At 69.7% G+C, this 26,622-nt stretch carries 22 protein-coding genes; 8 read left to right on the top strand and 14 right to left on the bottom strand.

Annotation, left to right across the window (positions count from 1 at the left end):
* Positions 1-25 precede the first annotated feature (25 nt).
* Complete coding sequence (locus C5E10_RS03570; RefSeq protein WP_219820318.1) at positions 26-1,420, top strand: sodium/glutamate symporter; 1,395 nt, start codon at positions 26-28, stop codon at positions 1,418-1,420.
* 24 nt (positions 1,421-1,444) lie between these two features.
* On the opposite strand, the gene C5E10_RS03565 is transcribed toward C5E10_RS03570, so the two are convergent.
* Both C5E10_RS03565 and C5E10_RS03560 read right to left on the bottom strand, forming a co-directional pair.
* Positions 1,445-1,957: a DinB family protein gene (locus C5E10_RS03565; protein ID WP_104330473.1), complete on the bottom strand. Its 513-nt coding sequence runs from the start codon at positions 1,955-1,957 to the stop codon at positions 1,445-1,447.
* Entirely contained in the window at positions 1,954-3,045 is a 1,092-nt protein-coding gene (locus C5E10_RS03560; protein WP_104330472.1) for a glutathione S-transferase family protein, read from the bottom strand. The genes C5E10_RS03565 and C5E10_RS03560 overlap by 4 nt, the downstream gene beginning before the upstream one ends.
* A 149-nt stretch (positions 3,046-3,194) precedes the next feature.
* Between C5E10_RS03560 and C5E10_RS03555 the strand changes: the two genes are divergently transcribed.
* Both C5E10_RS03555 and C5E10_RS03550 read left to right on the top strand, forming a co-directional pair.
* Entirely contained in the window at positions 3,195-3,977 is a 783-nt protein-coding gene (locus C5E10_RS03555) for a glucose 1-dehydrogenase (protein WP_104330471.1), read from the top strand.
* A 68-nt stretch (positions 3,978-4,045) separates the two neighbouring features.
* Entirely contained in the window at positions 4,046-4,438 is a 393-nt protein-coding gene (locus C5E10_RS03550; RefSeq protein WP_104330470.1) for a DUF1801 domain-containing protein, read from the top strand.
* Positions 4,439-4,476: 38 nt separating this feature from the next.
* Here the strand turns inward: C5E10_RS03550 and C5E10_RS03545 are convergent, their stop codons facing one another.
* The 3 genes from C5E10_RS03545 to C5E10_RS19035 all read right to left on the bottom strand — a co-directional run bounded on the left by C5E10_RS03545 (position 4,477) and on the right by C5E10_RS19035 (position 7,563).
* Positions 4,477-6,147 (bottom strand): polysaccharide deacetylase family protein, encoded by a 1,671-nt coding sequence (locus tag C5E10_RS03545; RefSeq protein ID WP_104330469.1) that lies wholly within the window; start codon positions 6,145-6,147, stop codon positions 4,477-4,479.
* Positions 6,144-6,806 (bottom strand): hypothetical protein, encoded by a 663-nt coding sequence (locus tag C5E10_RS03540; RefSeq protein ID WP_104330468.1) that lies wholly within the window; start codon positions 6,804-6,806, stop codon positions 6,144-6,146. Before C5E10_RS03540 ends, C5E10_RS03545 begins: the two co-directional genes overlap by 4 nt.
* Positions 6,807-6,951: 145 nt before the next feature.
* A complete protein-coding gene (locus C5E10_RS19035) occupies positions 6,952-7,563 on the bottom strand; it encodes a TetR/AcrR family transcriptional regulator (RefSeq protein ID WP_181062622.1) in 612 nt (203 codons plus the stop codon).
* A gap of 207 nt (positions 7,564-7,770) precedes the next feature.
* Between C5E10_RS19035 and C5E10_RS03530 the strand changes: the two genes are divergently transcribed.
* Together C5E10_RS03530 and C5E10_RS03525 are read left to right on the top strand one after the other, a co-directional pair.
* Complete coding sequence (locus C5E10_RS03530) at positions 7,771-9,033, top strand: MFS transporter (RefSeq protein WP_181062621.1); 1,263 nt, start codon at positions 7,771-7,773, stop codon at positions 9,031-9,033.
* Positions 9,030-10,664 carry an amidohydrolase gene (locus C5E10_RS03525; RefSeq protein WP_104330465.1) on the top strand — a complete coding sequence of 545 codons (1,635 nt, stop codon included), beginning with the start codon at positions 9,030-9,032 and terminating at the stop codon, positions 10,662-10,664. Before C5E10_RS03530 ends, C5E10_RS03525 begins: the two co-directional genes overlap by 4 nt.
* A 30-nt stretch (positions 10,665-10,694) precedes the next feature.
* On the opposite strand, the gene C5E10_RS03520 is transcribed toward C5E10_RS03525, so the two are convergent.
* Positions 10,695-11,636 (bottom strand): LysR family transcriptional regulator, encoded by a 942-nt coding sequence (locus tag C5E10_RS03520; protein WP_104243205.1) that lies wholly within the window; start codon positions 11,634-11,636, stop codon positions 10,695-10,697.
* 121 nt (positions 11,637-11,757) lie between these two features.
* On the opposite strand from C5E10_RS03520, the gene C5E10_RS03515 reads away from it, so the two are divergent.
* Both C5E10_RS03515 and C5E10_RS03510 read left to right on the top strand, forming a co-directional pair.
* Positions 11,758-12,750 carry a DUF1852 domain-containing protein gene (locus C5E10_RS03515; protein ID WP_104330464.1) on the top strand — a complete coding sequence of 331 codons (993 nt, stop codon included), beginning with the start codon at positions 11,758-11,760 and terminating at the stop codon, positions 12,748-12,750.
* A gap of 20 nt (positions 12,751-12,770) precedes the next feature.
* Positions 12,771-13,796 carry a methionine synthase gene (locus tag C5E10_RS03510; RefSeq protein ID WP_104299733.1) on the top strand — a complete coding sequence of 342 codons (1,026 nt, stop codon included), beginning with the start codon at positions 12,771-12,773 and terminating at the stop codon, positions 13,794-13,796.
* Positions 13,797-13,849: 53 nt separating this feature from the next.
* Here C5E10_RS03510 and C5E10_RS03505 read toward each other — a convergent pair whose 3' ends face one another.
* Both C5E10_RS03505 and C5E10_RS03500 read right to left on the bottom strand, forming a co-directional pair.
* Complete coding sequence (locus tag C5E10_RS03505) at positions 13,850-14,452, bottom strand: thymidine kinase (RefSeq protein ID WP_104330463.1); 603 nt, start codon at positions 14,450-14,452, stop codon at positions 13,850-13,852.
* Positions 14,453-14,544: 92 nt separating this feature from the next.
* Positions 14,545-15,054, bottom strand: a complete 510-nt coding sequence (locus C5E10_RS03500) for a GNAT family N-acetyltransferase (RefSeq protein WP_104330462.1) — start codon at positions 15,052-15,054, stop codon at positions 14,545-14,547.
* 100 nt (positions 15,055-15,154) lie between these two features.
* On the opposite strand from C5E10_RS03500, the gene C5E10_RS03495 reads away from it, so the two are divergent.
* Positions 15,155-16,399 carry an APC family permease gene (locus C5E10_RS03495; protein WP_104330461.1) on the top strand — a complete coding sequence of 415 codons (1,245 nt, stop codon included), beginning with the start codon at positions 15,155-15,157 and terminating at the stop codon, positions 16,397-16,399.
* A gap of 79 nt (positions 16,400-16,478) precedes the next feature.
* Here C5E10_RS03495 and C5E10_RS03490 read toward each other — a convergent pair whose 3' ends face one another.
* The 6 genes from C5E10_RS03490 to C5E10_RS03465 all read right to left on the bottom strand — a co-directional run bounded on the left by C5E10_RS03490 (position 16,479) and on the right by C5E10_RS03465 (position 26,572).
* Positions 16,479-17,969 carry a malate:quinone oxidoreductase gene (locus C5E10_RS03490; RefSeq protein ID WP_104330460.1) on the bottom strand — a complete coding sequence of 497 codons (1,491 nt, stop codon included), beginning with the start codon at positions 17,967-17,969 and terminating at the stop codon, positions 16,479-16,481.
* Positions 17,970-18,159: 190 nt separating this feature from the next.
* Positions 18,160-19,212: an aspartate-semialdehyde dehydrogenase gene (locus C5E10_RS03485; RefSeq protein ID WP_104243219.1), complete on the bottom strand. Its 1,053-nt coding sequence runs from the start codon at positions 19,210-19,212 to the stop codon at positions 18,160-18,162.
* 25 nt (positions 19,213-19,237) lie between these two features.
* The gene (locus C5E10_RS03480) at positions 19,238-20,509 is read right to left on the bottom strand and encodes an aspartate kinase (RefSeq protein ID WP_104243220.1); all 1,272 of its coding nucleotides are present in this window, start codon (positions 20,507-20,509) and stop codon (positions 19,238-19,240) included.
* Between the two features lie 868 nt (positions 20,510-21,377).
* A complete protein-coding gene (gene recR / locus C5E10_RS03475) occupies positions 21,378-21,974 on the bottom strand; it encodes a recombination mediator RecR (protein ID WP_068476612.1) in 597 nt (198 codons plus the stop codon).
* A gap of 42 nt (positions 21,975-22,016) precedes the next feature.
* Positions 22,017-24,899 carry a DNA polymerase III subunit gamma and tau gene (locus tag C5E10_RS03470; RefSeq protein WP_104330459.1) on the bottom strand — a complete coding sequence of 961 codons (2,883 nt, stop codon included), beginning with the start codon at positions 24,897-24,899 and terminating at the stop codon, positions 22,017-22,019.
* 485 nt (positions 24,900-25,384) lie between these two features.
* Entirely contained in the window at positions 25,385-26,572 is a 1,188-nt protein-coding gene (locus C5E10_RS03465) for an acetate/propionate family kinase (RefSeq protein WP_104330516.1), read from the bottom strand.
* Positions 26,573-26,622: the final 50 nt, after the last annotated feature.

The raw sequence follows: 26,622 nt of genomic DNA, 5'->3' as shown, positions 1-26,622 counted from the left end.
GCCCAACGCACAGAAAAGAGTTCTCGTGGAGTACACGCCTCAAGCTCTCCTCGTCGATGCCGGCCTCATCGGCATGCTCCTCATCATCGGCACCCTCGCGAGGGCGAAGATCAAACCGCTGCAGACGATGATGATCCCCGCGTCGGTCATCGCCGGTGCGCTCGGCTTGCTGCTCGGTCCGAACGGGCTCGGGTTCCTTCCCTTCTCCGACCAGTTGGGCACGTACGGCTCGCTGCTCATCGTCCTCGTATTCGCGTGCCTCGCGCTCACCGACGACTTCAACATCTTCAAGATCGGCCGCAACGTCGCGGGGTTCGCCGCCTATGGCGTGCTCATGTACTCGCTGCAGGTCGTCATCGGCCTGGTGCTCGTGCTCGTGCTCCTCGGCCCCCTGCTCGGGGCTCCAGACAGCATCGGCCTCATGCTCTTCGCAGGCTGGGCGGGCGGCTTCGGCTCGGCTGCGGCGATCGGGGCGGTGTTCGCGGATGCGGGCCAGCCGGAGGTGCAGTCGATCGCGTTCACGGCGGCGACCGTCGGCATGCTCGTCGGCGTGGTCGGCGGCATCATCCAAGCCAAGATCGGTGCGATGCGCGGCCACGCGAAGGAGTTCGCTGGCATGAAGAGCATGCCGGAAGACCTCCGCACGGGTGTGCTCGATCAGATCAAGACTCGCCCCTCGATAGGCACGCACACCTTCTCCGGTGGAACGATCGAGTCGCTCGCGTTCCAAGCGGCGATCGTCGCCGGCGTCTCCGCCGGCGCCTACGGCATCAACCTGCTGCTGGGCGAGCTGCTCCCCGCTGTGACGTTCCCCCTCTTCTCGATCGCGTTCATCGTCGGGCTCGTCCTGCGGGGGCTCATGGCCGCCTCGAAGACGCGCAAGTACATCGACCCCGACTCGCTGCGCTCCATCTCCGGCGCAGCCACCGACGTCCTCGTCGTGTGCGGCATGGTCTCCATCGTGCCGAGCATCGTGGCCGACAACTGGCTCGCCCTGCTCATCCTCTTCCTCGTGGGGCTCGCGTTCTGCCTGTTCCTCGGCTTCTTCGCGGCGCCGCGACTCATGAAGGACGGCTGGTTCGAGCGCCAGCTGTTCACGTGGGGGTGGGCGACGGGTGCCGTCGCGACCGGCATCGCCCTGCTTCGCATCGTGGACCCGCGCATGAAGTCGCGCACGCTGGAGGACTTCTCGATCGCCTACCTGCCGGTGGTGCCCGTCGAGGTGGCGGCGATCACCTTCGTGCCGTTGCTGGTGATCGGCGGTGCCGCGTGGGCCGCTGTCGGCATCTGGGGCGCGATCGCGATCGTCGCCGCGATCGGCGCGGCCATCGTGATCTTCACGGGTCGGAAGGCGCAGCGAAGCCCCGACGGGGAGTCGAGCGCGGCCGCCGCGGTCGGCGGCGGCTCGAGCTCGAAGTAGGGCTCGAGCCCGAGCCGGCGGGCATCACCCCCGCAGGATACCCGCGGCGTACGCGGCCTGGCCGACGTGCTGGGCCGCGTCGTCGATGATGCTGACGATGCGGGCGGCGCGCGTGACGGGCGGGTCCCACTGCTCGTCGATGATGTCGCCGAGCGCATCCGGGCTGAGCGAGCGGATGTAGGTGCGCAGTGCATCCGTCGCCGCGCGCAGGTAGTCGAGCAGCAGCGTGGCATCGTCGACGATGACGGCGCGCGCCTGGGCCGTCGAGTGCCCGTAGCCGACCGAGTCGCCGAGCTCGCCGAGGCCGAAGCGGGCGTCGAAGCCCTCAGCTGACCAGACCTCGGGAACGTTCGAGAGGGCCGCGAGCTGCACGTCGATCTCGCGCGCCGTGTGCCAGAGCAGCCAGGCGATCGAGTTGTCGTGGCCACCCGGATGCGCGTTGAGGGCCTCGGCGGTCAGCTCGCCCGCGAGGCGCTCGGCGGCCTCGACGGGGCGGCTCGCGAAGTCGTCGAGCACGTCGATCGCGTCGCGGCTCATGCGCGCGAGCGTCCGAGGTGCACGAGGTCATGAGCGGCCTCGATGGGCGCGGGGTTCGGGCCGGGAGGGGTGCCGTCGCCGAAGGGCGATCCGCCGAGCTGCTCGCGGAAGTGCGGCAGCTTCCAGTTGTGGAGCTCTGGGCCTGCCGGGACGATGCCGCTCGGGTTGATGTCTCGGTGCACCTCGTAGTAGTGGCGCTTGATGTCGACGAAGTCGGTCGTGTCGCCGAAGCCGGGGGTCTGGAAGAGGTCGCGCGCGTAAGCCCAGAGCACCGGCATCTCGCTCAGCTTCTGCCGGTTGCACTTGAAGTGGCCGTGGTACACGGCGTCGAAGCGGGCGAGCGTCGTGTAGAGACGCACGTCCGCCTCGGTGATCGTGTCGCCCATGAGGTAGCGACGTGTCTCGAGGCGGTCCGAGACGATGTCGAGCGCCGCGAAGAGTCGGTCGTAAGCCTCGTCGTAGGCCTCCTGCGATCCCGCGAAGCCGCAGCGGTAGACGCCATTGTTGATCTCGGTGTAGATGTGCTTCATCACGGCATCCATCTCGTCGCGCAGCGCCTCCGGGTAGAGCTCGGGGGCGCCGTCGCGGTGGAACTCGGTCCACTCGGTCGAGAAGTCGAGGGTGATCCACGGGTAGTCGTTCGTCACGACGCCGCCGCTCGGCACGTCGACGATGGCGGGCACGGTGATGCCGCGGGGGTAGTCGGGGAAGCGCTTCAGGTAGGCGTCCTGGATGCGCGGGATGCCGAGCACCGGGTCGAGCTCGCCCGGGTCCTTGTCGAAGGTCCATGAGCGCTTGTCGTGAACGGGGCCGCAGATGCCCATCGAGATGGCGTCCTCGAGGCCGAGGAGCCGGCGGACGATGGTCGAGCGGTGCGCCCACGGGCAGGCGCGGGCGACGACGAGCCGGTAGCGTCCGGCTTCGACGGGCCAGGTCTGGATGCCTTCGCCGACCGGGCGGGCATCCTTCGTGATGCGGTCGCCGATGTAGTTGGTGTCGCGGTCGAAGGGCTGCCCCGCCTTCGAGTACACGCCCTGCTCTGCCGCTTCTTCGCCGTCTGGTCGTGCGTCCTGCGTCGCCTGAGTCATGTCGCAATCCTAGGAAGCGGATGTGGATGCTCGCTGGGGGCGAGTCGGGCCAGCCGCGGAGGCGTCTCGGGAATAAATTCACTAGGTCAAGACATAACTAGAGTGTCGTCCTGCAACTGCCGGGCGATGCACCGCAACGAAGGAGAAGCATGTCTCGGTTCACCGACAAAGTCGTTCTGATCACCGGCGGAGGATCCGGCCTCGGCCGAGCCACCGCGACCCGCGTCGCGAGCGAGGGCGGAAAGCTCGCACTCGTCGACATCTCGGAGCAGGGCCTCGAAGCGAGCAAGGCGGCCATCCTCGAGACCGCTCCCGACGCCGAGGTCTTCACGACGACCGCGGACGTCTCCAGCGAGGCCGACACCGACGCGTACGTCGCCGCCACTCTCGAGCGCTTCGGCCGCATCGACGGCTTCTTCAACAACGCCGGCATCGAAGGCCGCCAGAACCTCACCGAGGACTTCGGCGCAGACGAGTTCGAGCGGGTCGTCTCCATCAACCTCCGTGGGGTGTTCCTCGGGCTCGAGAAGGTGCTCAAGGTCATGCGCGAGCAGGGCTCCGGCTTCGTCGTGAACACGGCGTCCGTCGGCGGCATCCGCGGCGTCGGAAACCAGTCGGGCTACGCTGCCGCAAAGCACGGCGTCGTCGGCCTCACCCGCAACTCGGCCATCGAGTACGGCCAGTTCGGCGTGCGCATCAACGCCATCGCGCCCGGCGCGATCTGGACGCCAATGGTCGAGAACTCCATGCGCCAGCTCGACGCGGAGAACCCGAAGCAGGCCGCAGAGCAGTTCATCCAGATCAACCCCACGAAGCGCTATGGGCAGCCCGAGGAGATCGCCGCGGTCGTCGCGTTCCTCCTGTCGGACGACGCGAGCTACATCAACGCTGCGGTCGTTCCCATCGACGGCGGCCAGTCGGCGAAGTACTGACCGGCACTCCGAGCCCGAGCAGTGCAGCGAGTCGAGCCGCCGGCGGACCACGGGTCTACGCTGGCGGCATGACCGCTGCCCCGTCGCCGGATGTCGATGCGTACTTCGCCGAGCTCGAGCATCCGCTGCGGGAGGTGGCGGCCGGTCTGCGCGAGCTGCTGCTCGACGCGCATCCCGACGTCGTCGAGAGCCTCAAGTGGAAGTCGCCGAACTACGCGGTCGCCGACGACTTCGCGACCCTCAATCTCCGGCGTCCGAAGGTCGTGCAGCTTGTCCTGCACACGGGCGCGAAGGTGAAGCCAGCGCACCCGGAGGTCGTCGTCGACGACCGCTCGAAGCTGCTCACGTGGCCGGGCCCGGGCCGCGCCGTCGCCTCGTTCGCGAGCATGGCCGAGCTCGAGGATGCGCGAAACGCACTCGCAGTGCTCCTGCGGGCCTGGGCCGCGCAGGTCGAGGCCTAGCCGTCTTGGCGGAGCTGTCTTGGTCTGGTAGCCCTGAGCTACCGCGCTGACGTGTAGCTGTTGCCGGCCGCGGGGGCGCCGCCGAAGATCTGGTCGATCGTCACGAGCACGAACCCCCGGTCGTGGAGGCCTGTGAGGATCTCGGGCACCGCGTCGACGGTCGAGTCGTGGATGTCGTGCATGAGGATGATCGACCCGCCCTCTGCCTCGTTCGCGCCGCGGTCGACGAGCGTCTCGTGGGGTGGCCCCTCCCAGTCGAGGGTGTCGATGTCCCACAGGATGGCCGGCATGCCGAGCTTCGTGAGGACCCGCGCGTCGAGGTCGCCGTATGGAGGCCTGAAGACGCTCGGCCGTTCTCCGGTCGCGGCGGCGATGGCGTCGTTGGTCTTCTTGACCTCTTCCTCGATCTTCTTGTCGTCGAGGGTCGTGAACTGCGGATGCGTCCACGAGTGGTTGCCGAGCTGGTGACCGTCGTCGTCGATCTGCCTCGCGATCTCGGGGTGCCGCTGCACATTGGGGCCGACGAGGAAGAAGGTCGCGGTCGCGTCGTGCTCCCGCAGCTGCCCGAGGAGCGTCTGCGTGATCGGCGCCGGCCCATCGTCGAAGGTCAGGGCGACACACGGGAACAGCGCGCAGTCGACCTGGCGGTCGCCGGCGAGCGGCCGCTGGCCCGCGACGAGCGGCTGCGGGGTCACCGAGGCGGCGACGAGCTCGCGACCGAGATCGGTGAGCATGGGGGCTGCCGCCTCCGCGCCGATGTGGATGCTCGGGAAGCGCTGCGAGATCGGCTCGCCGACGACGAGCGTGGTCTCGCCGTCCGGAGAGACGGGAGGAGCCGCGTTCGCACCGCCGGATACGTCCATCTCAGGGGTGAGGAGGCCCGCGGGGATGCCGATCCGCAGCCCACCGTCCGGGGTGGGCGTGACGTCGGCGAAGCCCTGCGCGAGCACGGCCGCGTTGATGTCGCTCGGGGCCGCGACCTGCGTGTCCCAGAGGGCGCCGAGCTCTCGCCGCGCGGCGAGCACGAGCTCGTTCCAGATGGCCAGCGCCGCGTCCGCAGTGATGACGTCGACGCCACCCGCCTGCTGCGCCGTCGCAGTGTCGGCGAAGAAGACGAAGCTCTCGTCCCGGGTGATTGCCGGCGCTGCTCCCGCGGTTCCCTCGACGACCCGGACGCGCTCGCCGAACTCGCTGCCGCTTGCGACGACGATCTCGCAGGTGATGACCAGCGCCTCACCCTCGGTGGCGCCGCCTAGGGCGAGCACCTCCGCGGCCGGCGTGCTGCTGGAGCCCGCCTCGCAGCCGCGATTTCCGAGCCCCGCTCCCGCTGCTGCGGCCTCAGGCTCGTACACGGTGCCGAGCCTCGTCGCGAACGCGCCGACCGTGTCGACGACCAGCGAGCGGATGCGCGAGTTCAGATCGGTCTGCCCTGGCACCTCCGTCCACCTCGCGTCGACGGCGGGTGCCGAGTCGCGGATGCGGTAATGGTCCAGGGGCGTGGCACCGGCTTCCGCACCGGCGACAGCGCCGGCCGCCTCGTCGAAGCTCGTCACGGCCGCGCGAACGGGCGGCTGCCAGGCCAGGTCGGGAGCGGGGGCGCACGCCGAGAGCGCGAGGGTCGTCGCCGTGAGCATCGCGACGGCGAGCAGGCGCCGGAGAGGGCGAGGCTGCGTGCTCGGGTGCCGCGAGCGCCATCGACTGCGTGTCACGCGACCGGCCCGCCGATGCTCTCGAGGATCTGGGCGATGGCCGGGCGGTAGCGGTCGAGGTCGTCCGCGCTGGCGCTGAAGCGCACGGCAGCGTTCGGCGAGGTCGCGCCCGCGCTTGCGATGGCCGCGGAGCCGACCATCACGCCGGGAGCCCCCTGACCCTCTGCGGCAGCCTGCCCGTACTCGTAGCTCGCGTGGCGAACGGAGAGCCCCTCCTTCGGCGCCTCGTCGATCCAGAAGAGGCCGCCGGCGTCGGCGGCCATCGCGCCCTCTGGCACCAACCCGTCCTTGACAAGCGCCTCGCTCGCTTCTCCTGCCGCGGCTTCGGACGCATCGACCATCGACTGGGGCTGGGAGGGCACTTGGAAGGTGATCTCGAGGCGCGCATCCGGACTGCGGAGCGTCACGATGTCGGTGCCGAAGTAGTGGGGCACGATGACCCACCCGGCCGGCGCGACGAGCGCGACGGCCGACTCGTCGCTGCCGACCGTGACCGTCTCGTCGGCCTCCGCGGCCCGGCTCGTTGCCTGCGTGAGCAGCGCACCGCCGAAGAAGAAGCCGAGCACCGCGAGCGCGGCCACGAGAACGACGCCGAGCACGACGTACAGCCAAGGGCTGCTGCGTGTGCGCTCGGGAGCGGCACCGTGCGAGAACGTCATCGTGGGCTCCGGGCTGAGAGGGGGGGTAGCGGGCGGGTGCCACCAGGCTACTGACTCGACGGCAATTCTGCCCCACCCAGGACGGGACTCCCCCGGCCCAGGGCTGACTTGTGGTTGCTTGCGGGGGCGCGAGAGCGACCACAACTCAGCTCTGGGCGCGCGGGAGGCGTTCGCGCAGCGCCGCGAGCAGGACCGCGAGTCCGAGCTCGAACGAGCGCTCGATGCGCTCGGGGCCCGACCCGGAGTCGGCGAGGAGCCTCCCGAAGAGCCGAGTCGGCGCATCCGGCTGCCAGACTTGCTCCGGTGACGCCAGCTCGAGGCCGAAGCCGAGCGCGAACGCGTCGATCATGCCGATGAGCGTGACGATGTCGTCGTCGGGGAAGCCCCCGGCCTGCAGCGCGACGGCGAGGTCGTCGTAGGCCTCGATCACCGAGGAGCTCGTGATCGTCTTCCCGATGAGGAACGGCAGCAGCGCCGGGTGGTCGGCGTACATGCGCCGCTGGAGCCGCACGACCTCCTCGACGTACTGGTCCCATGTCCGTCGCTCCGGCGTTGCCCGGTAGCGATCGACGAGACGGCCGCGCATGAGCTCGACGATGTCGTCGAGCCCCGCGACGTGCTTGTAGAGCGAGGACGGCCGCACCTCGAGCTTGCGCGCGATGGCGTTGACGCCGAACGGCTCGCCAGCTTCGACGAGCTGCAGCCCGGCGTCGGCGATGCGGGCCGGCGTGAGCCCGACGATCCTGCGTCCCTCCATGGCCCGCCCCTTCACCTCGTGCACGTGTATTGGCCTCCCCGTCGCGTTGTTCGAGGAAAATGCTCCGGATGCCTTCCGCTCGGCCCCGTCTCCGTGCATACTAGCGAACACCATTCGCTGGCGAATGGTGTTCGCCAAACGCGCGTTGCGCCGGACCCTGTTCGCAGCAGCAGGACGCACGCCGAGAACCCAGACCCATGGAGCCCCATGACCACTGCAGCCGAACTCAGCACGCGAGTGCCCCTGCGCCTCGCGCCGGCCTCTGCGACGTTCGCCATCGCGATCGCCGGCTACCTGGCCGTGAACCTGTCGCCGTACATGATCACGGCGGCACAGACGGCGGTCGGCCTCGACGTGCTCGCCGCGAGCTGGCTCGTCACGGGCACGCTCCTCCTGACCGCGGTCGCCGGCCTCGCCGCCGCCGGCCTCTGCGCGGGCGCGCGCCGCCATCAGGTGGCCCGCATCGGTCTCGCCGTCGCGACGCTCGGGTTCCTCGCCGCGGCCCTCGTGCCGTCGCTCACGATCCCCGGCCTGCTCGTCGGCGGCATCGGCGCCGGCGGAGCAGTCGCCTCGGCCGGAGCGGCGATGGCGTCGTTCCGGAACCCGGACCGCGTGGCCGGCTGGAACGGCTTCACGAACCGAGGCGTCATCTCGATCGTCCTCGCGACCCTGCCCCTGCTCGGGCTCGCGCCGCTCAACGTCTTCGGCTCGCTCGCGCTCTTCTCGGCCATCGGCCTGATCATGACGAGGTGGCTCCCCCGCGTTCCCCTGCTCGATGCGGATACCGCACTCGGAACAGCTGGCGCCGCGACGGGCGAGGCGATGCCGATCGAGATCACGCCGACCGGCGCGATCCGCACGCAGAGCGCCGCGTCGTCGCGTCTGCTCACGGTGAGCGGTTTCGGTCTGCTGGTCGTCTTCGCGCTCTGGGCGGTCAGCGAGGATTCACTCTGGGCGATGATCGGCGTCATCGGTGCCGAGACGAGCGGCCTGACCCCGGAGGGGCTCGGCATCGCGCTCTCCGGCGCCACCGCGGGCGGGCTCCTCGGCTCGCTTGCGCTCATGGCCGTCGGCAACCGCCTCGGCCGGGCCGTGCCCCTCGTCGTCCTGCTGGTGCTCGGCGGCATCCTCAAGATCGTGCAGGGCACGCTCACCGACGAGGCGGCGCTCATCGTGGCGTTCATCGCCTGGAACTCCATCTACGCCGTCGCGTACATGTACTTCCTCTCGACGGCGGCTGCGCTGGATGCACGTGGCCGCTGGTCCGGCCCACTCCTCTCCGTCTATCTTGTCGGCTCAGCCCTCACTCCCCTCGTCGGGGCCAGCCTCAGCGAGACGCTCGGTGCGCAGGGCTTCACGCTCGCGCTCGGCATCACGAGCTTCGTCCTGGCCGTCCCCACCGGCGTCATCGCGGCCATCTCGACCCGCGCCGAACGTTCCACCCCGATCCTCACGGAGGCCAACGCATGACCACCACCCTGTACTCGAATGCCCGCGTCTTCCAGGGCACCGCATCCGGGACCGCAGCGGATGCACCCGCCCCGACGGCATTCGTGGTGCGCGACGAGGTGTTCGCGTTCGTCGGCGACGAGGCCGGCGCCAGAGCTTTCACCGCGCATCCGGACGCGACGCTCGACCTGGGCGGGCAGCTCGTGCTCCCCGGGATCACCGACGCGCACACGCACCTCGTGATGATGGGCGAGGCCCTCGGGCAGGTGGGGCTCACGGATGCCCGCAACCTCGGTGAGATCCAGCGCCTGCTGGCCGAGGCCCGCGCAGCGGACCCTGATGCCCGCGTCCTGCGGGGGCGCGGCTGGCTGTTCGATTCGATCCCGAGCGGCGCCCCGACGGCGGCGATGATCGATGAGGTCGTCGCCGATGTGCCCGTGTACCTCGACGCGAACGACTACCACTCCTGCTGGGTCAACACCGCGGCCCTGCGGGAGCTCGGCATCACCCGCGACACCCCTGACCCGAGCGGCGGCCGCATCGGGCGGGATGCGGATGGGGAGCCGGACGGCATGCTGTTCGAGACGGCCGCGGTCGAGTACGCGTGGGCGCAGCGTGACGCCGCGATGACCGACGCCGACCGAGACGTCGCCGTCGAGCGCGTGCTCGCCGCGTACAGCGCCGTCGGCGTGACGGGGGTCGTCGATATGGCGCTCAACGAGGTCGCGCTCGACGCGCTCCGGCGCGCGGCGGACCGACGGGGCGGCACCCTCCCCCTCCGGGTGGCGGCGCACTGGCTCGTCTCCAATACCGACGACGACGCCCAGAACCTCTCGCAGGTCGATCGTGCCGGCGAGCTCTCGGCCCGGCATGCCTCGCCATGGTTGCGCGTGGTCGGCATCAAGCTCATCCTCGACGGCACGATCGACGCCTGCACGGCGGCGATGAGCACGCCGTACGCCGACGGGTCGAACGCCGATGCCATCTGGCCGGCGGACCGGTTGTTCCCCGTGGTCGCGGCGGCAGATGCGGCCGGCCTGCAGATCGCGATGCACGCCATCGGAGACGCGGCGAGCAGCATGGCACTGGATGCACTTGAGCACGCGTTCGAGGCCAACGGCGACATTCCGCGCCGACACCGGATCGAGCATCTCGAGTACGCCGCACCCGGCACCGCCGAGCGCATGGCGGCCCTCGGGGTGACGGCCTCCATGCAGCCCGTGCACGCCGATCCGGCGGTGCTCGGCAACTGGATCGCGCAGCTCGACGACGACCGCGTCGAGCGGGGCTTCGCCTGGCACGAGTACGAGGACGCCCAGGCGACGCTGGCGTTCTCGACGGATGCGCCCACCGCCCCGTACGGTCCGCTCGCCAACCTCTACATCGCGGCGACCCGCGAGTCGGCCCTTGACCCGAGCTACTCGGCGGCTCGCCTCGACCGCACCGTGCCGATCGAGCGCGCACTGCTCCACGCGACGCGGGACGCAGCCACCTCCGTCGGCGACGCGAGCTGGCGCGGCGAGATCCGCGAGGGCTCCGCCGCCGACTTCGCGGTCGTCGACACCGACGTGCTCACCGAGCCAGCCGCGAGCCTGCTCACGGCGCGGACAGTGCTGACGGTTGTGGGCGGGCGGGTGGCGTTCGAGGCGTGAGGTCGCTCCGCGACCGCGGACACGTCACCCCTACCCGAGCAGCTCCACCCCAGCCTCCGCGACAACCGCCCGCACCTCGTCGAGGTACCGCTGCGCCTGAGCGGTGAGGGGAATCGCGGAGTGGCCGATCCAGCCGATCTCGATGCGCTCATCCACGTCGAGCGGGACAGCGACGATGCCCGGGTCGAGGTCGTCACTGATGATGCCCGTCGAGATCGTGTAGCCGTCGAGGCCGATCATGAGGTTGAAGATCGTCGCACGATCGGAGACGCGGATCTCCTGCTTGCTCGACAGCGTGGAGAGGATCTCCTCGGCGAAGTAGAACGAATTGTTCGCGCCCTGGTCGAACGTGAGCCGAGGCAGGCCGGCGAGGTCGTCGAGGGTCGCGCGCGCCTTCGACGCGAGCGGGTTCCTCCGGGAGACGAAGATGTGCGGCTCCGCGAGGAACAGCGTGTGGAACGCGAGGCCCGACTCCCGCAGCAGCTTGTCGATGACGTTCCGGTTGAACTCGTTCCGGTAGAGGAGGCCCAGCTCGCTGCGGAGCGTGCGCACGTCCTCGATGATGTCCCACGTGCGGGTCTCGCGCAGCGAGAACTCGTACTCGGCCGCCCCGGTGCCCTTGACCATGCGGACGAACGCGTCGACCGCGAACGAGTAGTGCTGCGCGGACACCCCGAGCAGGCGACGCGAAGGCGGGCGACCGAGGTAGCGCTGCTCGAGCAGCTCCACCTGCTCGACGACCTGCTTCGCGTACCGCAGGAACTCCGTCCCGTCGGTCGTGAGCGAGACGCCACGGGCAGAGCGGACGAGGAGCGCTCGGCCCACCCGGGTCTCGAGATCCTTCATCGCCGCAGACATCGTCGGCTGGGCGACGAACAGCATGTCGGCGGCGGCACTGATCGACCGTTCGGCGGCGACCTCGACGAAGTAATGCAGCTGCTGCAGAGTCACGCCGTTCGATCGCCGAGTCATAGCCGAAGCCTATAGTGACGCATAGTTGCGCCGAATTACTCGATGGCCGCGAATCGCCTGCACAATGGACGCATCCACGCCCACAGGCCGACCGGCCTCTCGACTCCCGGATAGGCCTCACATGGCGAACGACATCACGTTCAACATCACCACCACCCGCTTCGACGAGCACTACGCGCCGTCGGAGAGCTCCCGCATCACCACGAACTTCGCCAACCTGGCCCGCGGCGAGCACCGTCAGCAGAACCTCCGCAACGCCCTGACGATGATCGACCGGCGCTTCAACGACCTCGCCCGCTGGGACAATCCGACCGGCGACCGCTACACGCTCGAGCTCGACATCATCTCCGCGTCGCTGCAGTTCGATGACGAAGGCGACGACCGCGAGTTTCCACTGCTCGAGGTCCTCGACATCGGGATCGTCGACCAGTCGACGGACGAGCACCACCAGGGCATCGTCGGCAACAACTTCTCCTCCTACCTCCGCGACTACGACTTCAGTGTGCTGCTGCCGTCGGCAAACGCGGGCGGGGGCGGATTCTCCCTGCCAGACGGCTTCGGCGAGCTCCACGGCAAGCTGTTCCAGCACTTCCTCGACTCGGCCGCCTACCAGGCGCGGTTCCCGAAGTCGCCCGTCATCTGCATCAGCGTCTCGACGAGCAAGACGTACACGCGCACCGACAACCACCATCCCGTCCTCGGCGTCGAGTACCGGCAGGACGAGTACTCCCTGACCGACCAGTACTTCGGCAAGATGGGGCTGCAGGTCCGCTACTTCATGCCCCCGGGCAGCGTCGCCCCGCTCGCGTTCTACTTCCGAGGAGACCTGCTCAGCGACTACTCCACCCTCGAGCTCATCGGCACGATCAGCACGATGGAGGCGTTCCAGAAGATCTACCGACCCGAGATCTACAACGCCAACTCCGCCGCCGCGAACATCTACAGCCCCACACTCGACCAGCAGGACTTCTCCCGCACCGAGATCGCCTACGACCGCGAGGAGCGCAGCCAGCTCGCCATCACCCAGGGCCGCTACACCCAGGAGCACTTCGTGAAGCCGCACGGCGACGTGCTCGACGCCTGGGCCGCCGGCTACGCCGTCTCCGCTCGATGACCCCAGAAGGATCGACGAACATGAACACACTCCTCCCCGTCGCAAGCGTCGGCAGCCTGCCAAAGCCGTCCTGGCTCGCGAAGCCAGAGGTCCTCTGGTCGCCCTGGGAGCTCGAGGGCGCGGCGCTCGTCGAGGGCAAGCAGGATGCGCTTCGCATCGCCGTCCAGGAACAGCGCAATCGCGGCGTCGACATCATCAGCGATGGTGAGCAGACCCGCCAGCACTTCGTCACGACCTTCATCGAGCACCTCGAGGGCGTCGACTTCGAGAATCGCGAGACGGTCCGCATCCGCGACCGCTACGACGCGAGCGTGCCCACCGTCGTCGGCGCCGTGAGCCGCAAGCAGCCCGTCTTCGTCGAGGACGCGAAGTTCCTTCGCCAGCAGACCGACCAGAAGATCAAGTGGGCACTCCCCGGGCCAATGACGATGATCGACACCCTCTCCGACCGCCACTACAAGAGCCGCGAGAAGCTCGCGTGGGAGTTCGCGACGATCCTCAACCAGGAGGCCAAGGAGCTCGAGGCCGCCGGAGTCGACATCATCCAGTTCGACGAGCCCGCCTTCAACGTCTTCTTCGACGACGTGCAGGACTGGGGCGTCGCAGCTCTCGAGCGTGCCGCGGAGGGCCTTGGCGCTGAGACCGTCGTGCACATCTGCTACGGCTACGGCATCAAGGCGAACAACGACTGGAAGGCCACCCTCGGGGCGGAGTGGCGTCAGTACGAGAAGACGTTCCCGCTCATCCAGCAGTCGTCCATCGACATCGTCTCCCTCGAGAGCCAGCACTCGCACGTGCCCATGGACCTCATCGAGTTGATCCGCGGCAAGAAGGTCATGCTCGGCGCCATCGACGTGGCGAGCGAAGAGATCGAGACCCCGGATGAGGTCGCAGACACCCTCCGCAAGGCGCTCCAGTTCGTGGATGCGGACAAGCTCATCGCGAGCACGAACTGCGGCATGGCTCCCCTGCCGCGAGACGTCGCCTACGGCAAGTTGAGCGCACTGTCGGCGGGAGCCGCCATCCTCCGCGCCGAGCTCAGCTGACCACCGTCGCCTGAGCCGGGCTTTCGGGGCGGGGTGCGCCGGTCGGAGACGACCTACAGGCGCCCCGCCCCGAGTCGTCCGTGCGACGCCTCGAGGTAGCAGTTGCCGCACATCGACTCGTAGCTGACCTCGCCCTGGTCGATCGCGACCTGGCCGCCGTCGAACACGAACTCACCGGCGACGCGGCGGCCGTTGAAGATGGCCTTCCGCCCGCAGCGGCAGATGGTCTTGAGCTCCTCGAGCGAGTGCGCGATCTCGAGCAGCCGCTGGCTCCCGGGGAACGCGATGGTCTGGAAGTCGGTGCGGATGCCGTACGCGAGCACCGGGATGCCATCGAGCACGGCGATGCGCAGCAGCTCATCGACCTGCCAGGTCGTCAGGAACTGGGCCTCGTCGACGAGCAGGCACGAGATCGGCTGGCCGTCAGCGACCAGCGCCGCCAGCTGCTCGCGGGGGCTGTCCTCGACACCCACGAGGATCTCGACGCCCCTCGTCATGCCGAGGCGCGACGAGATATGCCCCTCGACCTTCGTGTCGATCGCCGGCTTCGCGAGCACCACCCGGTGCCCGCGCTCCTCGTAGTTGAACGCCGCCTGCAGCAGCGCCGTCGACTTGCCCGAGTTCATCGCCCCGTAGCGGAAGTACAGCTTGGCCATGGTCCTCCTCGTTTCAGGGCTGAGCCCGGTCGATCGTACCCGCACGGCGCGCATCCGCCCACCTCGTGACACCGTTCGCGCGGTGCGACAGGTCAGAGCCGCTTGACCATCTCCAGCTCCCGCTGCCGCCGATCGAGCGGGTAGGGAATGGTGGAGCCGGTCACGACGAAGCCGCGCCGCTCGTACGCCGCCCTCGCCCGCGCGTTGTCCTCGTGCACGTGCAGCATGAGCCCGGACGCCCGCGAGCTGGCCCACGCCTCGACCTCGGCGAGCAGCGCATCCGTCACCCCGGCCGCCGCCCCGCGGAAGGCGCTCGCCACGTACACGCTGACGAGCATCGGCCATGGCTCATCCCGGAAGGAGACGCACCCCATGGTGCCCACCCAGCGGCCGTCGTCGAGCACCGCGACGAGCGAGATGCCGTTGGCCGCATCGCCTCGCGCGCCCCTCCGCCGCCACTCCGCCTCGCCGTGCCCGAGCGCCTCCTCGAGGGTCTCCGTGTAGGCCAGCGGAGTGTCCTGGAGCATCTCGAGCCGGATCTCCCGCACCTCGTTCCAGTCGTCTGGCGTCGTCGCGCGAATCGTGAACGGAGCTGAGGTCATCGCCTGAGCGTACCCGCCGTGCGGCGTTCACCGACGGCACCTATCGTCGGCCTGACGGGCAGGCGAACAGGCGATGCGCACAGGAGCGGGAGGCGGGCGGATGCAGCAGACGGCGGAGCCGAGGAAGGTCGGCACAGTCGGCGCGACGGCGATCGGCGTCTCCGCCATGCTCGGTGCTGGCGTCTTCTCCGCGTTCGCCCCGGCGGCCCAGGCGGCCGGCAGCTGGCTGCTGCTCAGCCTCGGGGTCACGCTGGTCGTCGCCGCGAGCAACGCAGCATCGACCGCGCAACTCGCGCGTCAGCATCCAGGAGCCGGTGGCGTGTACCTCTACGGGCGCGAGCAGCTCGGCGAGTGGCCCGGCTTCCTCGCCGGTTGGGGCTTCGTGATCGGCAAGACGGCTTCGGTCGCGGCCATGGCCATCACAGCCGCCGCGTACCTCGTGCCTGAGCCGTTCGCGCGCCCGGTCGCACTCGCAGTGCTGCTCGCCGTCACCGCCGCCGGGATGTTCGGCATCACGCGAACAGCGGCCATCGCGACGATCATCGCCGGCGTCGTGATGGTCGGGCTCGTCGCAGTCCTGGTCACAGCGCAGCTCTCGCCGCCGCTCTTCGGCTCCGCGTCCGGAAGCGACGCCCAGTTCTCGGCCAGTGGCGTCCTGCAGGGCGCTGGCATCCTCTTCTTCGCCTTCGCCGGATACGCACGCGTCGCGACGCTCTCCGAGGAGGTCCGCGATCCGCGGCGCACCGTGCCAAGGGCGATGCTGCTGTCCTTCCTCATCGTGAGCGTCATCCTGGCGATGCTCGGATGGGCGCTCCTCACGACGCTCGGTCCGGGCAGGCTGGCGCTGACACCGGCTCCGATAGCTGCCCTCGTCGAGACCCAGCCCGCGGTCCAGGCCGTCATCGGCATCCTCGCCGCGGTCGCCTCGATCGGGGCGCTCTCTGCCGTGCTGGCGGGGAGCTCCCGGACCGCGATGGCGATGGGCAGACGACACGAGCTGCCTAGCTCGCTGGCGCGCCAGCATCCGTCGACCTCGGTGCCACGGGTTGCGGTGCTCGCCGTCGCGGCCGGCGCCGCGCTGCTGATCTGCGTCGGCGACATCCGCGAGGTCATCGGGTTCTCCAGCGCTGGAGTGCTCGTCTACTACCTGGTCGCGAACGTCAGCGCCCTCACCCAGGCGAGGGAGCACCGCAGCGTTCCGCGCGCTATCTCAGCGCTCGGCGCCCTCGGCTGCGTTGTGCTCGTCGTGACGCTGCCCCCGCTCGCGCTGGCGTCGGCGCTCGGCGTCTTCCTCGTGGGCGTCGTCGTCCGCCTCGCGCTGCGCCGCCGATCGAACCAGGGCTGACGCAGCGAAGCCGCCCCGCGGGTGCGGAACGGCTTCGGTGGCGTGTGCCGGCTGACTCGGGGCTGCCCGAGCGGGTGGCCTAGTGCGCGTTGAGCTCGAGGGCCTTCGCGCTGGCCGCCTGCGTCGAGTCGGCGAGCTCGGCCGAATCGTTGACGTCGGTGCCGAGGCTCGGTACGAGCGCCTCGAGCTTCGGGGCCCATTCGGCCTTCTTCTGCGGGTAGCAGCGGCCGAGCAGGTCGATCATGACCGGAACGGCGACGGATGCTCCGGGCGAGGCTCCGAGCAGGCCGGCGATCGAGCCGTCCTTCTTGGCCACGACCTCCGTGCCCATCTGCAGGATGCCGCCGCGCTTCGGGTCCTTCTTCATGACCTGGACGCGCTGCCCCGCCGTGATGAGGCGCCAGTCGGCGGGGTTCGCCTCCGGGAAGAACTCCTGCAGCTGCTCGAACTTCTTGTCCTTGCTCGCGAGCACCTGGCCGACGAGGTAGGTGACGAGGTCGAAGTTGTCCTTCGCGACCGCGAGCATCGGGATGAGGTTGTGCGGGCGCAGCGACTTGACGAGGTCGAGGTAGCTGCCCGTCTTCAGGTACTTGGGGCTGAAGCCCGCGTACGGCCCGAACATGAGAGCCGGCTTGCCGTCGACGACACGAGTGTCGAGGTGCGGCACCGACATGGGCGGGGCGCCGACGGACGCCTTGCCGTAGACCTTCGCGAGATGCTTCTCGACGACCGCCGGGTTGTCGGTGCGCAGGAACTGGCCGGAGATGGGGAAGCCGCCGTAGCCCTTGATCTCGTCGATGCCCGACTTCTGCAGCAGCGGGAGTGCACCGCCGCCTGCCCCGACGAACACGAAGCGCGCACGGGTGACGTTCTTGCGCCCCTTCTGCTCGCCGGCACGCTGCTGCGTCGCGATCTGCCAGATGCCGTCGCGCTGCTGGCGGAGCGCGATGACCTCCGTGTTGAGGCGCAGCACGGCGCCCCGGTCGACGAGACCCTGCACGAGCTTGTGCGTCAGCGCACCGAAGTCGACGTCGGTTCCGGCGGCGACACGCGTCGCGGCGACCTTCTCGCCCGACGGGCGCCCCTCGACGAGCGACGGCGCCCACGCCTTGATGACCTCGAGGTCGTCGGAGAACTCCATCGTCGAGAAGAGCGGCTCGGTCTTGAGCAGCTCGAAGCGGCGACGCAGGAACTCGACGTTCTCGGCCCCTCGAACGAACGTCATGTGCGGCACGGAGTTGATGAACCCGGACGGCTCGGGCAGCTCGCCCGCCTCGACGAGCGAGGCCCAGAACTGACGAGACACCTGGAACTGCTCGTTGATCTGGATCGCCTTGGACGCGTCGATGACGCCGTCCTTCTCAGGCGTGTAGTTGAGCTCGCAGAGCGCCGCGTGCCCAGTTCCCGCGTTGTTCCACGGGCTCGAGCTCTCCTGAGCGAGTCCGTCGAGTCGCTCGATGATCTTGATGCTCCACTCCGGCTCAAGCTTGTTGAGAAGCGAGCCGAGGGTGGCACTCATGATGCCCCCGCCGATCAGAACGACGTCGTAGATCTTCTGTGAATCAGTCACCGAGACAGTCTACGTCCGAGGCAGATGCACGTCCGCTTCGAGGATGCACGTCGGCCGTCACATTCTGGGCTTTTTGCCGTTTTCGAATGCGATGACCGCCACGTGCGCGTTCCGCCGCGGCGTTCTCGGCGCCAGACGCAAGAACGGACGCCCCCGAGAGGGCGTCCGTTCTGTGCGGAAGAGGCGGCCGTCAGGCCTTGGCGGCGACGAGCTCGGCGATCTGCACCGCGTTGAGCGCGGCGCCCTTGCGGAGGTTGTCGTTCGAGATGAACAGCGCGAGACCGCGGTTGCCGTCAACCGACTGGTCCTGGCGGATGCGGCCAACGAGGCTCGGGTCGGCGCCGGCAGCCTGCTGCGGCGTGGGTACGTCCACCAGCGCGACGCCGGGCGCCGCAGCGAGCAGCTCACGCGCACGGTCAGGCGTGAGCGCATCGGCGAACTCGGCGTTGATCGACAGCGAGTGGCCGGTGAAGACGGGGACGCGAACGCACGTTCCGCTCACGCGAAGCTCGGGGAGGCCGAGGATCTTGCGGCTCTCGTTGCGCAGCTTCTGCTCTTCGTCGGTCTCCTCGGATCCGTCGTCGACAACCGACCCGGCGAGGGGGATCACGTTGAAGGCGATGGGGGCGACGTACTTGTCCGGAGCCGGGAACTCGACGGACGAACCGTCGTGCACGAGCCCGAGGAGCGCTTCCTCGCCCTGCGAGACCGCGGCGACGGCCTGGCCGGAGAGCTCACGGGCACCCGCGAGGCCGGAGCCAGACGTCGCCTGGTAGGTCGACACGACGAGGCGCTCGAGGCCGGCCGCCTCGTGCAGCACCTTGAGGACGGGCATCGCGGCCATGGTCGTGCAGTTGGGGTTCGCGATGATGCCCTTCGGCGGCGCGACGATGGCCTCCGGGTTGACCTCGGAGACGACCAGCGGCACCTCGGGGTCGCGGCGCCACGCGCTCGAGTTGTCGATGACAACAGCGCCAGCGGCGGCGAATCGCTCGGCCTGCGCACGCGACGTGGTCGCGCCCGCGGAGAAGAGCGCGATGTCGATGCCGCTCACGTCTGCGACGGCGACGTCTTCGACCGTGATGTCCTCGCCGCGGAACGGCAGGGTCGTGCCCGCAGAGCGGGCGGAGGCGAAGAAGCGGATGCTCGCGACGGGGAAGTCGCGCTCCTCGAGGAGGGTGCGCATGACGGCGCCGACCTGACCGGTCGCGCCGACGACGGCGACGTTCAATTTGGTGCTCATGAGTGCTCTTTTCTGCTCAGCCGCGTCAGCGGCCGGTGCCTGCGTAGACGACTGCCTCGGCGTCGCCGTCGAGGTCGAAGGCGGTGTGGATGACACGGGTGGCCTCGGTGACGAGGTCGGCCTGCGTGATGATCGAGATGCGGATCTCGGACGTGGAGATCATGTCGATGTTGATGCCAGCATCCTTCAGCGCAGTGAAGAGCTTCGCCGTCACGCCGATGTTGGTTCGCATGCCGGAGCCGACCAGCGAGATCTTCCCGATGTCCTCCGTGAGACGAAGCGACGCGTAGCCGATCTGCTCGCCCTCCGCGGCGACGGCATCGAGCACGCGCTGCGCGTCGGCCTTCGGGAGCGTGAAGGAGATGTCGGTGACCTTCGTGTCCTGCTCGGACACGTTCTGCACGATCATGTCGATGTTCGCGCCCTGCTCGGCGACGATCGTGAAGATCGCAGCCGCCTTGCCTGGCACGTCCGGGACCCCCGCGATGGTGATCTTGGCCTGGCTCAGGTCGTGGGCGACACCCGCGATCATTGCTGCTTCCACTTCGTACTCCTCTGCCCGGTCTGGGTTGTAGACGATGGTGCCCTCGTGGTCGGAGAACGACGAGCGGACATGGAGCGTGACTCCCTGTCGGCGTGCGTACTCGACCGCGCGGATGTGAAGGACCTTCGCACCCGAGGCGGCGAGCTCCAACATCTCCTCGCTCGAGATGTAGCTCAGCTTGTGCGCCTTGGGCACGATGCGCGGGTCGGCGGAGAAGACCCCATCGACGTCGGTGTAGATCTCGCAGACGTCGGCGCCGAGCGCCGCGGCGAGGGCGACGGCGGTCGTGTCCGATCCTCCGCGCCCGAGCGTGGTGATGTCCTTGGAGTCGCGGTTGAAGCCCTGGAAGCCGGCGACGATCGCGATGGCGCCCTCGTCGAGCGCCTCGCGCACGCGCACCGGGGTGACGTCGACGATGCGGGCGTCGCCGTGCGTGGAGTCGGTGATCATGCCCGCCTGGCTGCCCGTGTAGCTCCTGGCGTCCATGCCGAGGTCCTTGATCGCCATCGCGAGGAGTGCCATCGAGACGCGCTCTCCGGTCGTGACGAGCATGTCGAACTCGCGCGCGTCCGGGATCGTCGCGATCTGGTGGGCGAGGTCGATGAGGTCGTCCGTCGTGTCGCCCATGGCGGAGACAGCCACGACGACGTCGTTCCCTGCTCGGCGGGTCTCGACGACTCGACGGGCCACTCGCTTGATGCTCTCGGCATCGGCGACCGATGATCCGCCGTACTTCTGGACGATCAGACTCACGTGTCGTGTCTCCTCCGGTTCGGGATGCGCGTCGAGCCTCGCTCGCGCGCCACAAGCTCCCATCCTATCCGGCGGGGGCATGCGGTTCCTAGCGCGGGTGCCGTTCGTTTCCGTTGATTGCAGGGCCGTGACCGCCCGACGACACTGTGCGCGCCACCTCACTCGCGCCCCTCACTCGCGCCCCACCTCACTCGCGCCCCTCACTCGACAGAGTTGTGGGCAAATGCGGTCAACAACGCGCGCAACCGCACCAGCCCACAACTTTGCGCCGCGCAGGTCGGCGTCGCACCGCCCCGCTCAGGGACCCACCGACCCGCAGACCCGCCGACCCAATCGCCCGCTCACCCGCAGACCCGCAGACCCATTCACCCGCTCATCCCCTCGACAGAGTTGTGGGCAGATGTGGTTAACGACGCGCGCAACCGCACCAGCCCACAACTTTGCGCCGCGCAGGTCGGCGTCGCACCGCCCCGCTCAGGGACCCACCGACCCGCAGACCCGCCGACCCAATCGCCCGCTCACCCGCAGACCCATTCACCCGCTCATCCCCTCGACAGAGTTGTGGGCAGATGTGGTCAACAACGCACGCAACCGCACCAGCCCACAACTTTGCGTTGCGCGGGTGAAGGTGGCAGGTCCATGGGCGGCAGAAGTGAGGGCGGCGAAGCGGAGGGGAGGGGCGCGGCGGCAAGAGGTGGCAATCGGCGGCGGAGCGGCGCGGAGCGGCGCGGCGCGGAGCGGAGCGGCGCGGACGGCGCGGCGCGGACGGCCGCGGCCTGCGCGGCTGACAGCGCTGGCGGTGGCGCGGCCGGCGCGGCCGGCGACTGACGGCGGGCCCGGCGGAGCTCGCCAGTCCGCCGCGCGACTGTCAGTCGATGGCGCGGCGGCCGGAGAAGGCGCGACCCAGGGTGATCTCGTCGGCGTACTCGAGGTCTCCGCCGACGGGGAGGCCGGAGGCGAGCCGGGAGACGGGCACGCCGATGCTCGTGAGGAGTCGGCTCAGGTACGACGCCGTGGCGTCTCCCTCGAGGTTCGGATCAGTCGCGACGATGACCTCCTTGACCTCCCCCGATTCGAGCCGGGCCAGGAGGGTGCGGATGTTCAGGTCGTCCGGGCCGATGCCCTCCATCGGGTTGATGGCGCCGCCCAGCACATGGAAGAGGCCGCTGAATTCGCGGGTGCGCTCGATGGCGGCCACGTCCTTCGGCTCCTCGACGACGCAGATGACGGTGCGGTCGCGACGCGGGTCGCGGCACACGTTGCACTCGGGCCCCTCGCTGACGTTGCCGCAGACGGTGCAGAACTGCACTCGCTCACGAACGGTGGCGAGGATCTGCGCGAGCCGCGACACGTCGAAGGACTGCGTCTGCACAATGTGGAACGCGATGCGCTGCGCGGACTTGGGACCGACGCCGGGCAGGCGCCCGAGCTCGTCGATGAGGTCCTGGATGATGCCTTCATACATGGCTCAGTTGCTCCGACCTTCGGATGATGGTGCACGCACGGCTCAGTAGCCCCCGTCTTCAGGTGGTGGTGGTGCGGAGAAGTCGTCCTCAGGCGGCAGCTCGGCGGCCTCCGGCTCGGGCACGATGATGTCCTCGCCGATGAAGCGTGCGCCGAGGCGCTCGCGAACGATGGCCTCACCGTAGCGCTCGACGCCGGGAATCACGGGTGCGCTCGCGACGCGCTGCGTGCGCTTCGGAGCTGGCGCTGCCACGGGAGCTGGCGCCTCGTCGTCCACAGGTGCCGCCTGCCCCGCGGGTGCTGCGCTCGTGGTCGCCACTGCTCCCGGAGCGGATGCTGCGGGCACGCGAGGCGTCGAGCTCGCGCCTGAGGCAGGGCCGGACCCGGGGATGGCCGCGGTCGCCCATCCGGAACCGGGGCCGTCGTCGGGAACCGACTCCTGCCCGGGGATCTTCGCGACGGTCCAGTTGAGGCCGCTCGACGAGGCCTTCGCCGAAGGGGTAGTGGATGCGGGCACGGAGGGCGCCGCGGTCGCGGCCGGTGCAGCCGTGGACTGCTCTCGCGAGGTGCCCGCGATGCGAGTGTCCGCGGCTCGAACTTTGGCTGGAGCTGCAGCCGGTGCCGGGTCGGGCTCCGCTGGTGCCGGCGCCGGCTCGTCGCCGCGGCTGGGAGCCTGGCCTCCTCCTGGCGCCCCGGCGCCGCCCGCTCCGCCAGGTCGCTGCGGCTGGAACTTGACGGTGATGCCGAACATCTCCTGGATGGCGGTGCGCAGCACAGCGCTCGGCGCGTCGGCGGCCCCCCGCTCGCCGCGGAACTGATCGAGCACGGCGCGCGACGGCACCTCGAAGACCAGAAGGTCGCCGACGAGATCGCGCGGATGCACCGACTGGGCGACACTCCAGGCGTGTGTGCCGCCGAGGTCGCGCATGCGCTCGAGCAACGTCGGCCAGGCGTCGCGCAGTTGCGCGAACACAGGAGGCTCAGCGGAGGCTCGCGCCGCTGTGGCGTGCGGAACCGGAGCAGGCTCCGGGGCCTCAGCGGGTGCGGGTTCCTGCGCGGCGGTGAGGTCCGGTGCAGAGACGGGGGCCGGCGCGGACTCGGGTTCAGGCGCAGACTCCGCGACAGGCGGAGCGGCCGGCTCGTCTTCGGCAGGGGCGTCGGCGTCCGCCGGCGCTTGGCCGTCGAGGGGCGCTTCGGCCTCGGCCGTCCGACCGGGAGCGGCGTCGGGCTCGGAACCCTGGCTCGCTTCGCTGACGGGAGAAGACGTGGGCTGCTCCTCGACTGGCGCGGAGGGAGACCCCGCGTCCACGGTTGGTTCAGCTGAGAGAGAGGCAGGCGGCAGCACCACAGGGGCCGGAGCCGATGCAGGCGCGGGTGCGGCCGCTGCTGGTGCCGCCGAGGCCGCCACCGGAGTCGTTCCCGAGCCGGTAGTCGCCCCGGAGCTCGAGGTCACCCCAGAACCAGGAGTCGCGGCGGCCCAGGACGCGGCGGCGAGACGCGCCGCAGATGCGGTGTCGGATTCCCCAACGGCGGGCTCGGCAGCGGGTGGTGTCGCGGCCTCGCTCGGCGCATGGTCGGCCGGTTTCGGCTGCTGCACCGGCTGCTGTGCGTGGGCTGCGGCTGGCTCGGCGCCTGAAACGGAGCCGGACCTTGAGGCAGGCGCGGCCGTCTGCGGAGCTGCGGCAGGCGCATCCGCTGGCGCCGACGCGGCGGCATCAGCCGCCGGCGCAGGGGCACCAGCGGCGGCAGGGGCGGCGAGGCGCTTCGGCGACGTGCCCGGCGCATCCGCGACGGCGAGCAGCGTGCCGCTGTCGATGAAGTCGGCCCGCGACGCTACGAGGATGCGCGCGACGAGGAGCTCCAGGTGCAGCTTCGGCGAAGTCACCCCGCTCATGTCGGTGAGGGTCTCGTTGACGAGGTCGGCGATGCCCGTGAGCGCGGCGGGCGAGAATCGACCGGCCTGGACGCGGAGTGCCTCGACCTCGTCCGCTCCGAGTCCGCGAAGCACTGCTCCGGCACCGGGACCCGTGGCCTTGGCGACGATGAGGTCACGCAAGCGCTCGAGCAGGTCCTCGACGTAGCGGCGAGGGTCTTGCCCGGACTGGATGACGCGGTCGACCGCCGTGTAGGCAGCGGCAGGGTCGGCGTCGGCGAAGGCGTCGATCGACTCGTCGAGCAGCTCCTGGCCGGTGAAGCCGAGGAGGGCAGCGGCGCGCTGGTAGCCGAGGAGACCCGTCTCGGAGCCCGCGATGATCTGGTCGAGCAGCGAGAGCGTGTCTCGGGCAGAACCGCCACCGGCACGCACGACGAGGGGCAGCACGCCGGGCTCGGCGGTGACGCCCTCGCTGGTGCAGAGCTCTTCGACGTACTCGAGCATGAGGGCCGGCGGGATGAGTCGGAACGGGTAGTGGTGCGTGCGCGAGCGGATCGTGCCGATGACCTTCTCGGGCTCGGTCGTCGCGAACACGAAGCGCACGTGCTCCGGCGGCTCCTCGACGACCTTGAGCAGGGCGTTGAAGCCGGCCGAGGTCACCATGTGCGCCTCGTCGATGATGAAGATCTTGTAGCGGTCGCGGCTCGGCGCGAGGATGGCGCGCTCTCGCAGCTCGCGAGCGTCTTCCACGCCACCGTGGCTGGCGGCGTCGATCTCGAACACGTCGAGCGAGCCTCCGCCGTCGCGCGCGAGCTCGACGCACGACTGGCAGACACCGCATGGCGTGTCGGTCGGCCCCTCCGCGCAGTTCAGGCAGCGGGCGAGGATGCGCGCGGAGCTCGTCTTCCCGCACCCTCGCGGGCCGGAGAACAGGTAGGCGTGATTGACACGACCGGTGCGCAGCGCGGTCATGAGGGGTTCGGTGACCTGCGACTGCCCGATCATCTCGGCGAAGTTCTCAGGCCGATAGCGGCGGTACAGGGCTGTGGCCATGCGCACCATCGTAGACGCCACCACCGACATCGGGCGCGCCGCGGGCCGTCCCTCTGCGCACCCTGGGGCTCCCGGCGCGCGCAGGCACTCTCCCTGCCAGCCAAGCGGCCCCGAAGCAGCGCCCTTGCCGAAATCGCTGCCAGCCGATTGGCCCTCCAGCGGCACCCCTGAGGGGCAAATCGGCTGGCAGCTATCACTCCCCGGAGACGACGCGGCGGCGTGGGGCGCGAGATACAGGGCGCGGGATGCGAATGCGGATGCGGATGCGGGACGCGCATGCGGGACGCGCATGCGGGACGCGGATGCGGGCTGCTGGTGCGGAAAGCCGTGATCGGCCGGGGCAGGGGCAAAGTGGTCCGGTTCAGGCTCCGCCAGGGCAAGCCGGGCCGGGCAAGTCCGGTTCAGACTCCCCCCGCCGGGCCGAACCGAGCCGCGCCGCGTCGGGTCAGGCCGCGCCCCGCCAGCTCAGCTCAGCTCAGCTCAGGTCAGGCGATCGCGGCCAGGCTCTGCCGCGCGATCTCGAGCTCCTCGTTCGTCGGCACGACCAGCACCTCGATGCGCGAGTCGTCCGCTGAGATGCGGCGAGCATCCCGCGACGACGACTCGTTGCGCTCGGGCGAGAGCTTCACGCCGAGCCATTCGAGGCTCTCGAGCACGTCGGCGCGCAGCTGGGCGTCGTTCTCGCCGATGCCGGCGGTGAAGACGATCGCGTCGGCTCCCCCGAGCAGCAGCATGTAGGCGCCCAGGTAGTGGCGGATGCGGTGCGCGTAGACGGCGAGGCCGAGCTGAGCGCGCTCGTCGCCCGCGTTCGCCTTCTGCCGGACATCGCGCATGTCGCCGGACCCCGTGAGCCCGAGCAGCCCGGACTTGCGGTTCAGGAGGTCGTCGAGCTGGTCGATCGTGTAGCCGCCGCGACGAGACAGGTGCACGAGCACGGCCGGGTCGAGGTCGCCGGTGCGGGTGCCCATGACCAGGCCCTCGAGTGGGGTCATTCCCATGCTCGTCTCGACGGAACGGCCGCCGTCGACGGCGCACATGCTGGCGCCGTTGCCGATGTGCAGCACGATCGTCTTGAGCTCCGCAAGGTCACGCCCGAGGAAGCCTGCGGTCTCCTCGGAGACGAACTTGTGGCTCGTGCCGTGCGCGCCGTACTTGCGCACCCGGTGCTCCTTGGCGACGGCCGCGTCCAGTGCGTACAGCGACGAGGCCTCGCTCATCGTCGTGTGGAAGGCCGTGTCGAAGACCGCGACGTGCGGCGTCTCCGCGAAGACGTCGCGCGCGCCGACGATGCCCTCGAGGTTGGCGGGGTTGTGCAGCGGTGCGAGCGGGATGAGGTCCTCGATGTCCTGCAGCACCTTGCCGTCGATGACGGCCGCGTCGAAGAAGCGGCGCCCACCGTGCACGACGCGGTGCCCCACGACGACCGGCGGGAACTCGGCGAGGCTCGGGCCGTGCTCCTCGAAGCCCTCCAGCATGGCCTCGAACCCGCGCGTGTGGTTGGGGATGTCCGCCTCGCGCGCGAAGGTCTCTCCCCCGGTCTTGTGCGTGACGCTGGCGACGCTCTCGCCGATGCGCTCCACGAGGCCGGACGCGAGCGTCTCCTCGCGGTCCATGTCGATCAGCTGGTACTTGAAGGACGACGAGCCGGAGTTGACGACCAGGACGATGCTCATGAGCACCCTTTCTCGAGACCCGCGAGGGGCGGGCGGGACGTGAGGCGGAT

This window comes from Pseudoclavibacter sp. RFBG4 (genome assembly GCF_002931515.1).
GTDB lineage: Bacteria > Actinomycetota > Actinomycetes > Actinomycetales > Microbacteriaceae > Pseudoclavibacter.
This window is presented reverse-complemented; position numbering and strand designations above follow the sequence as displayed.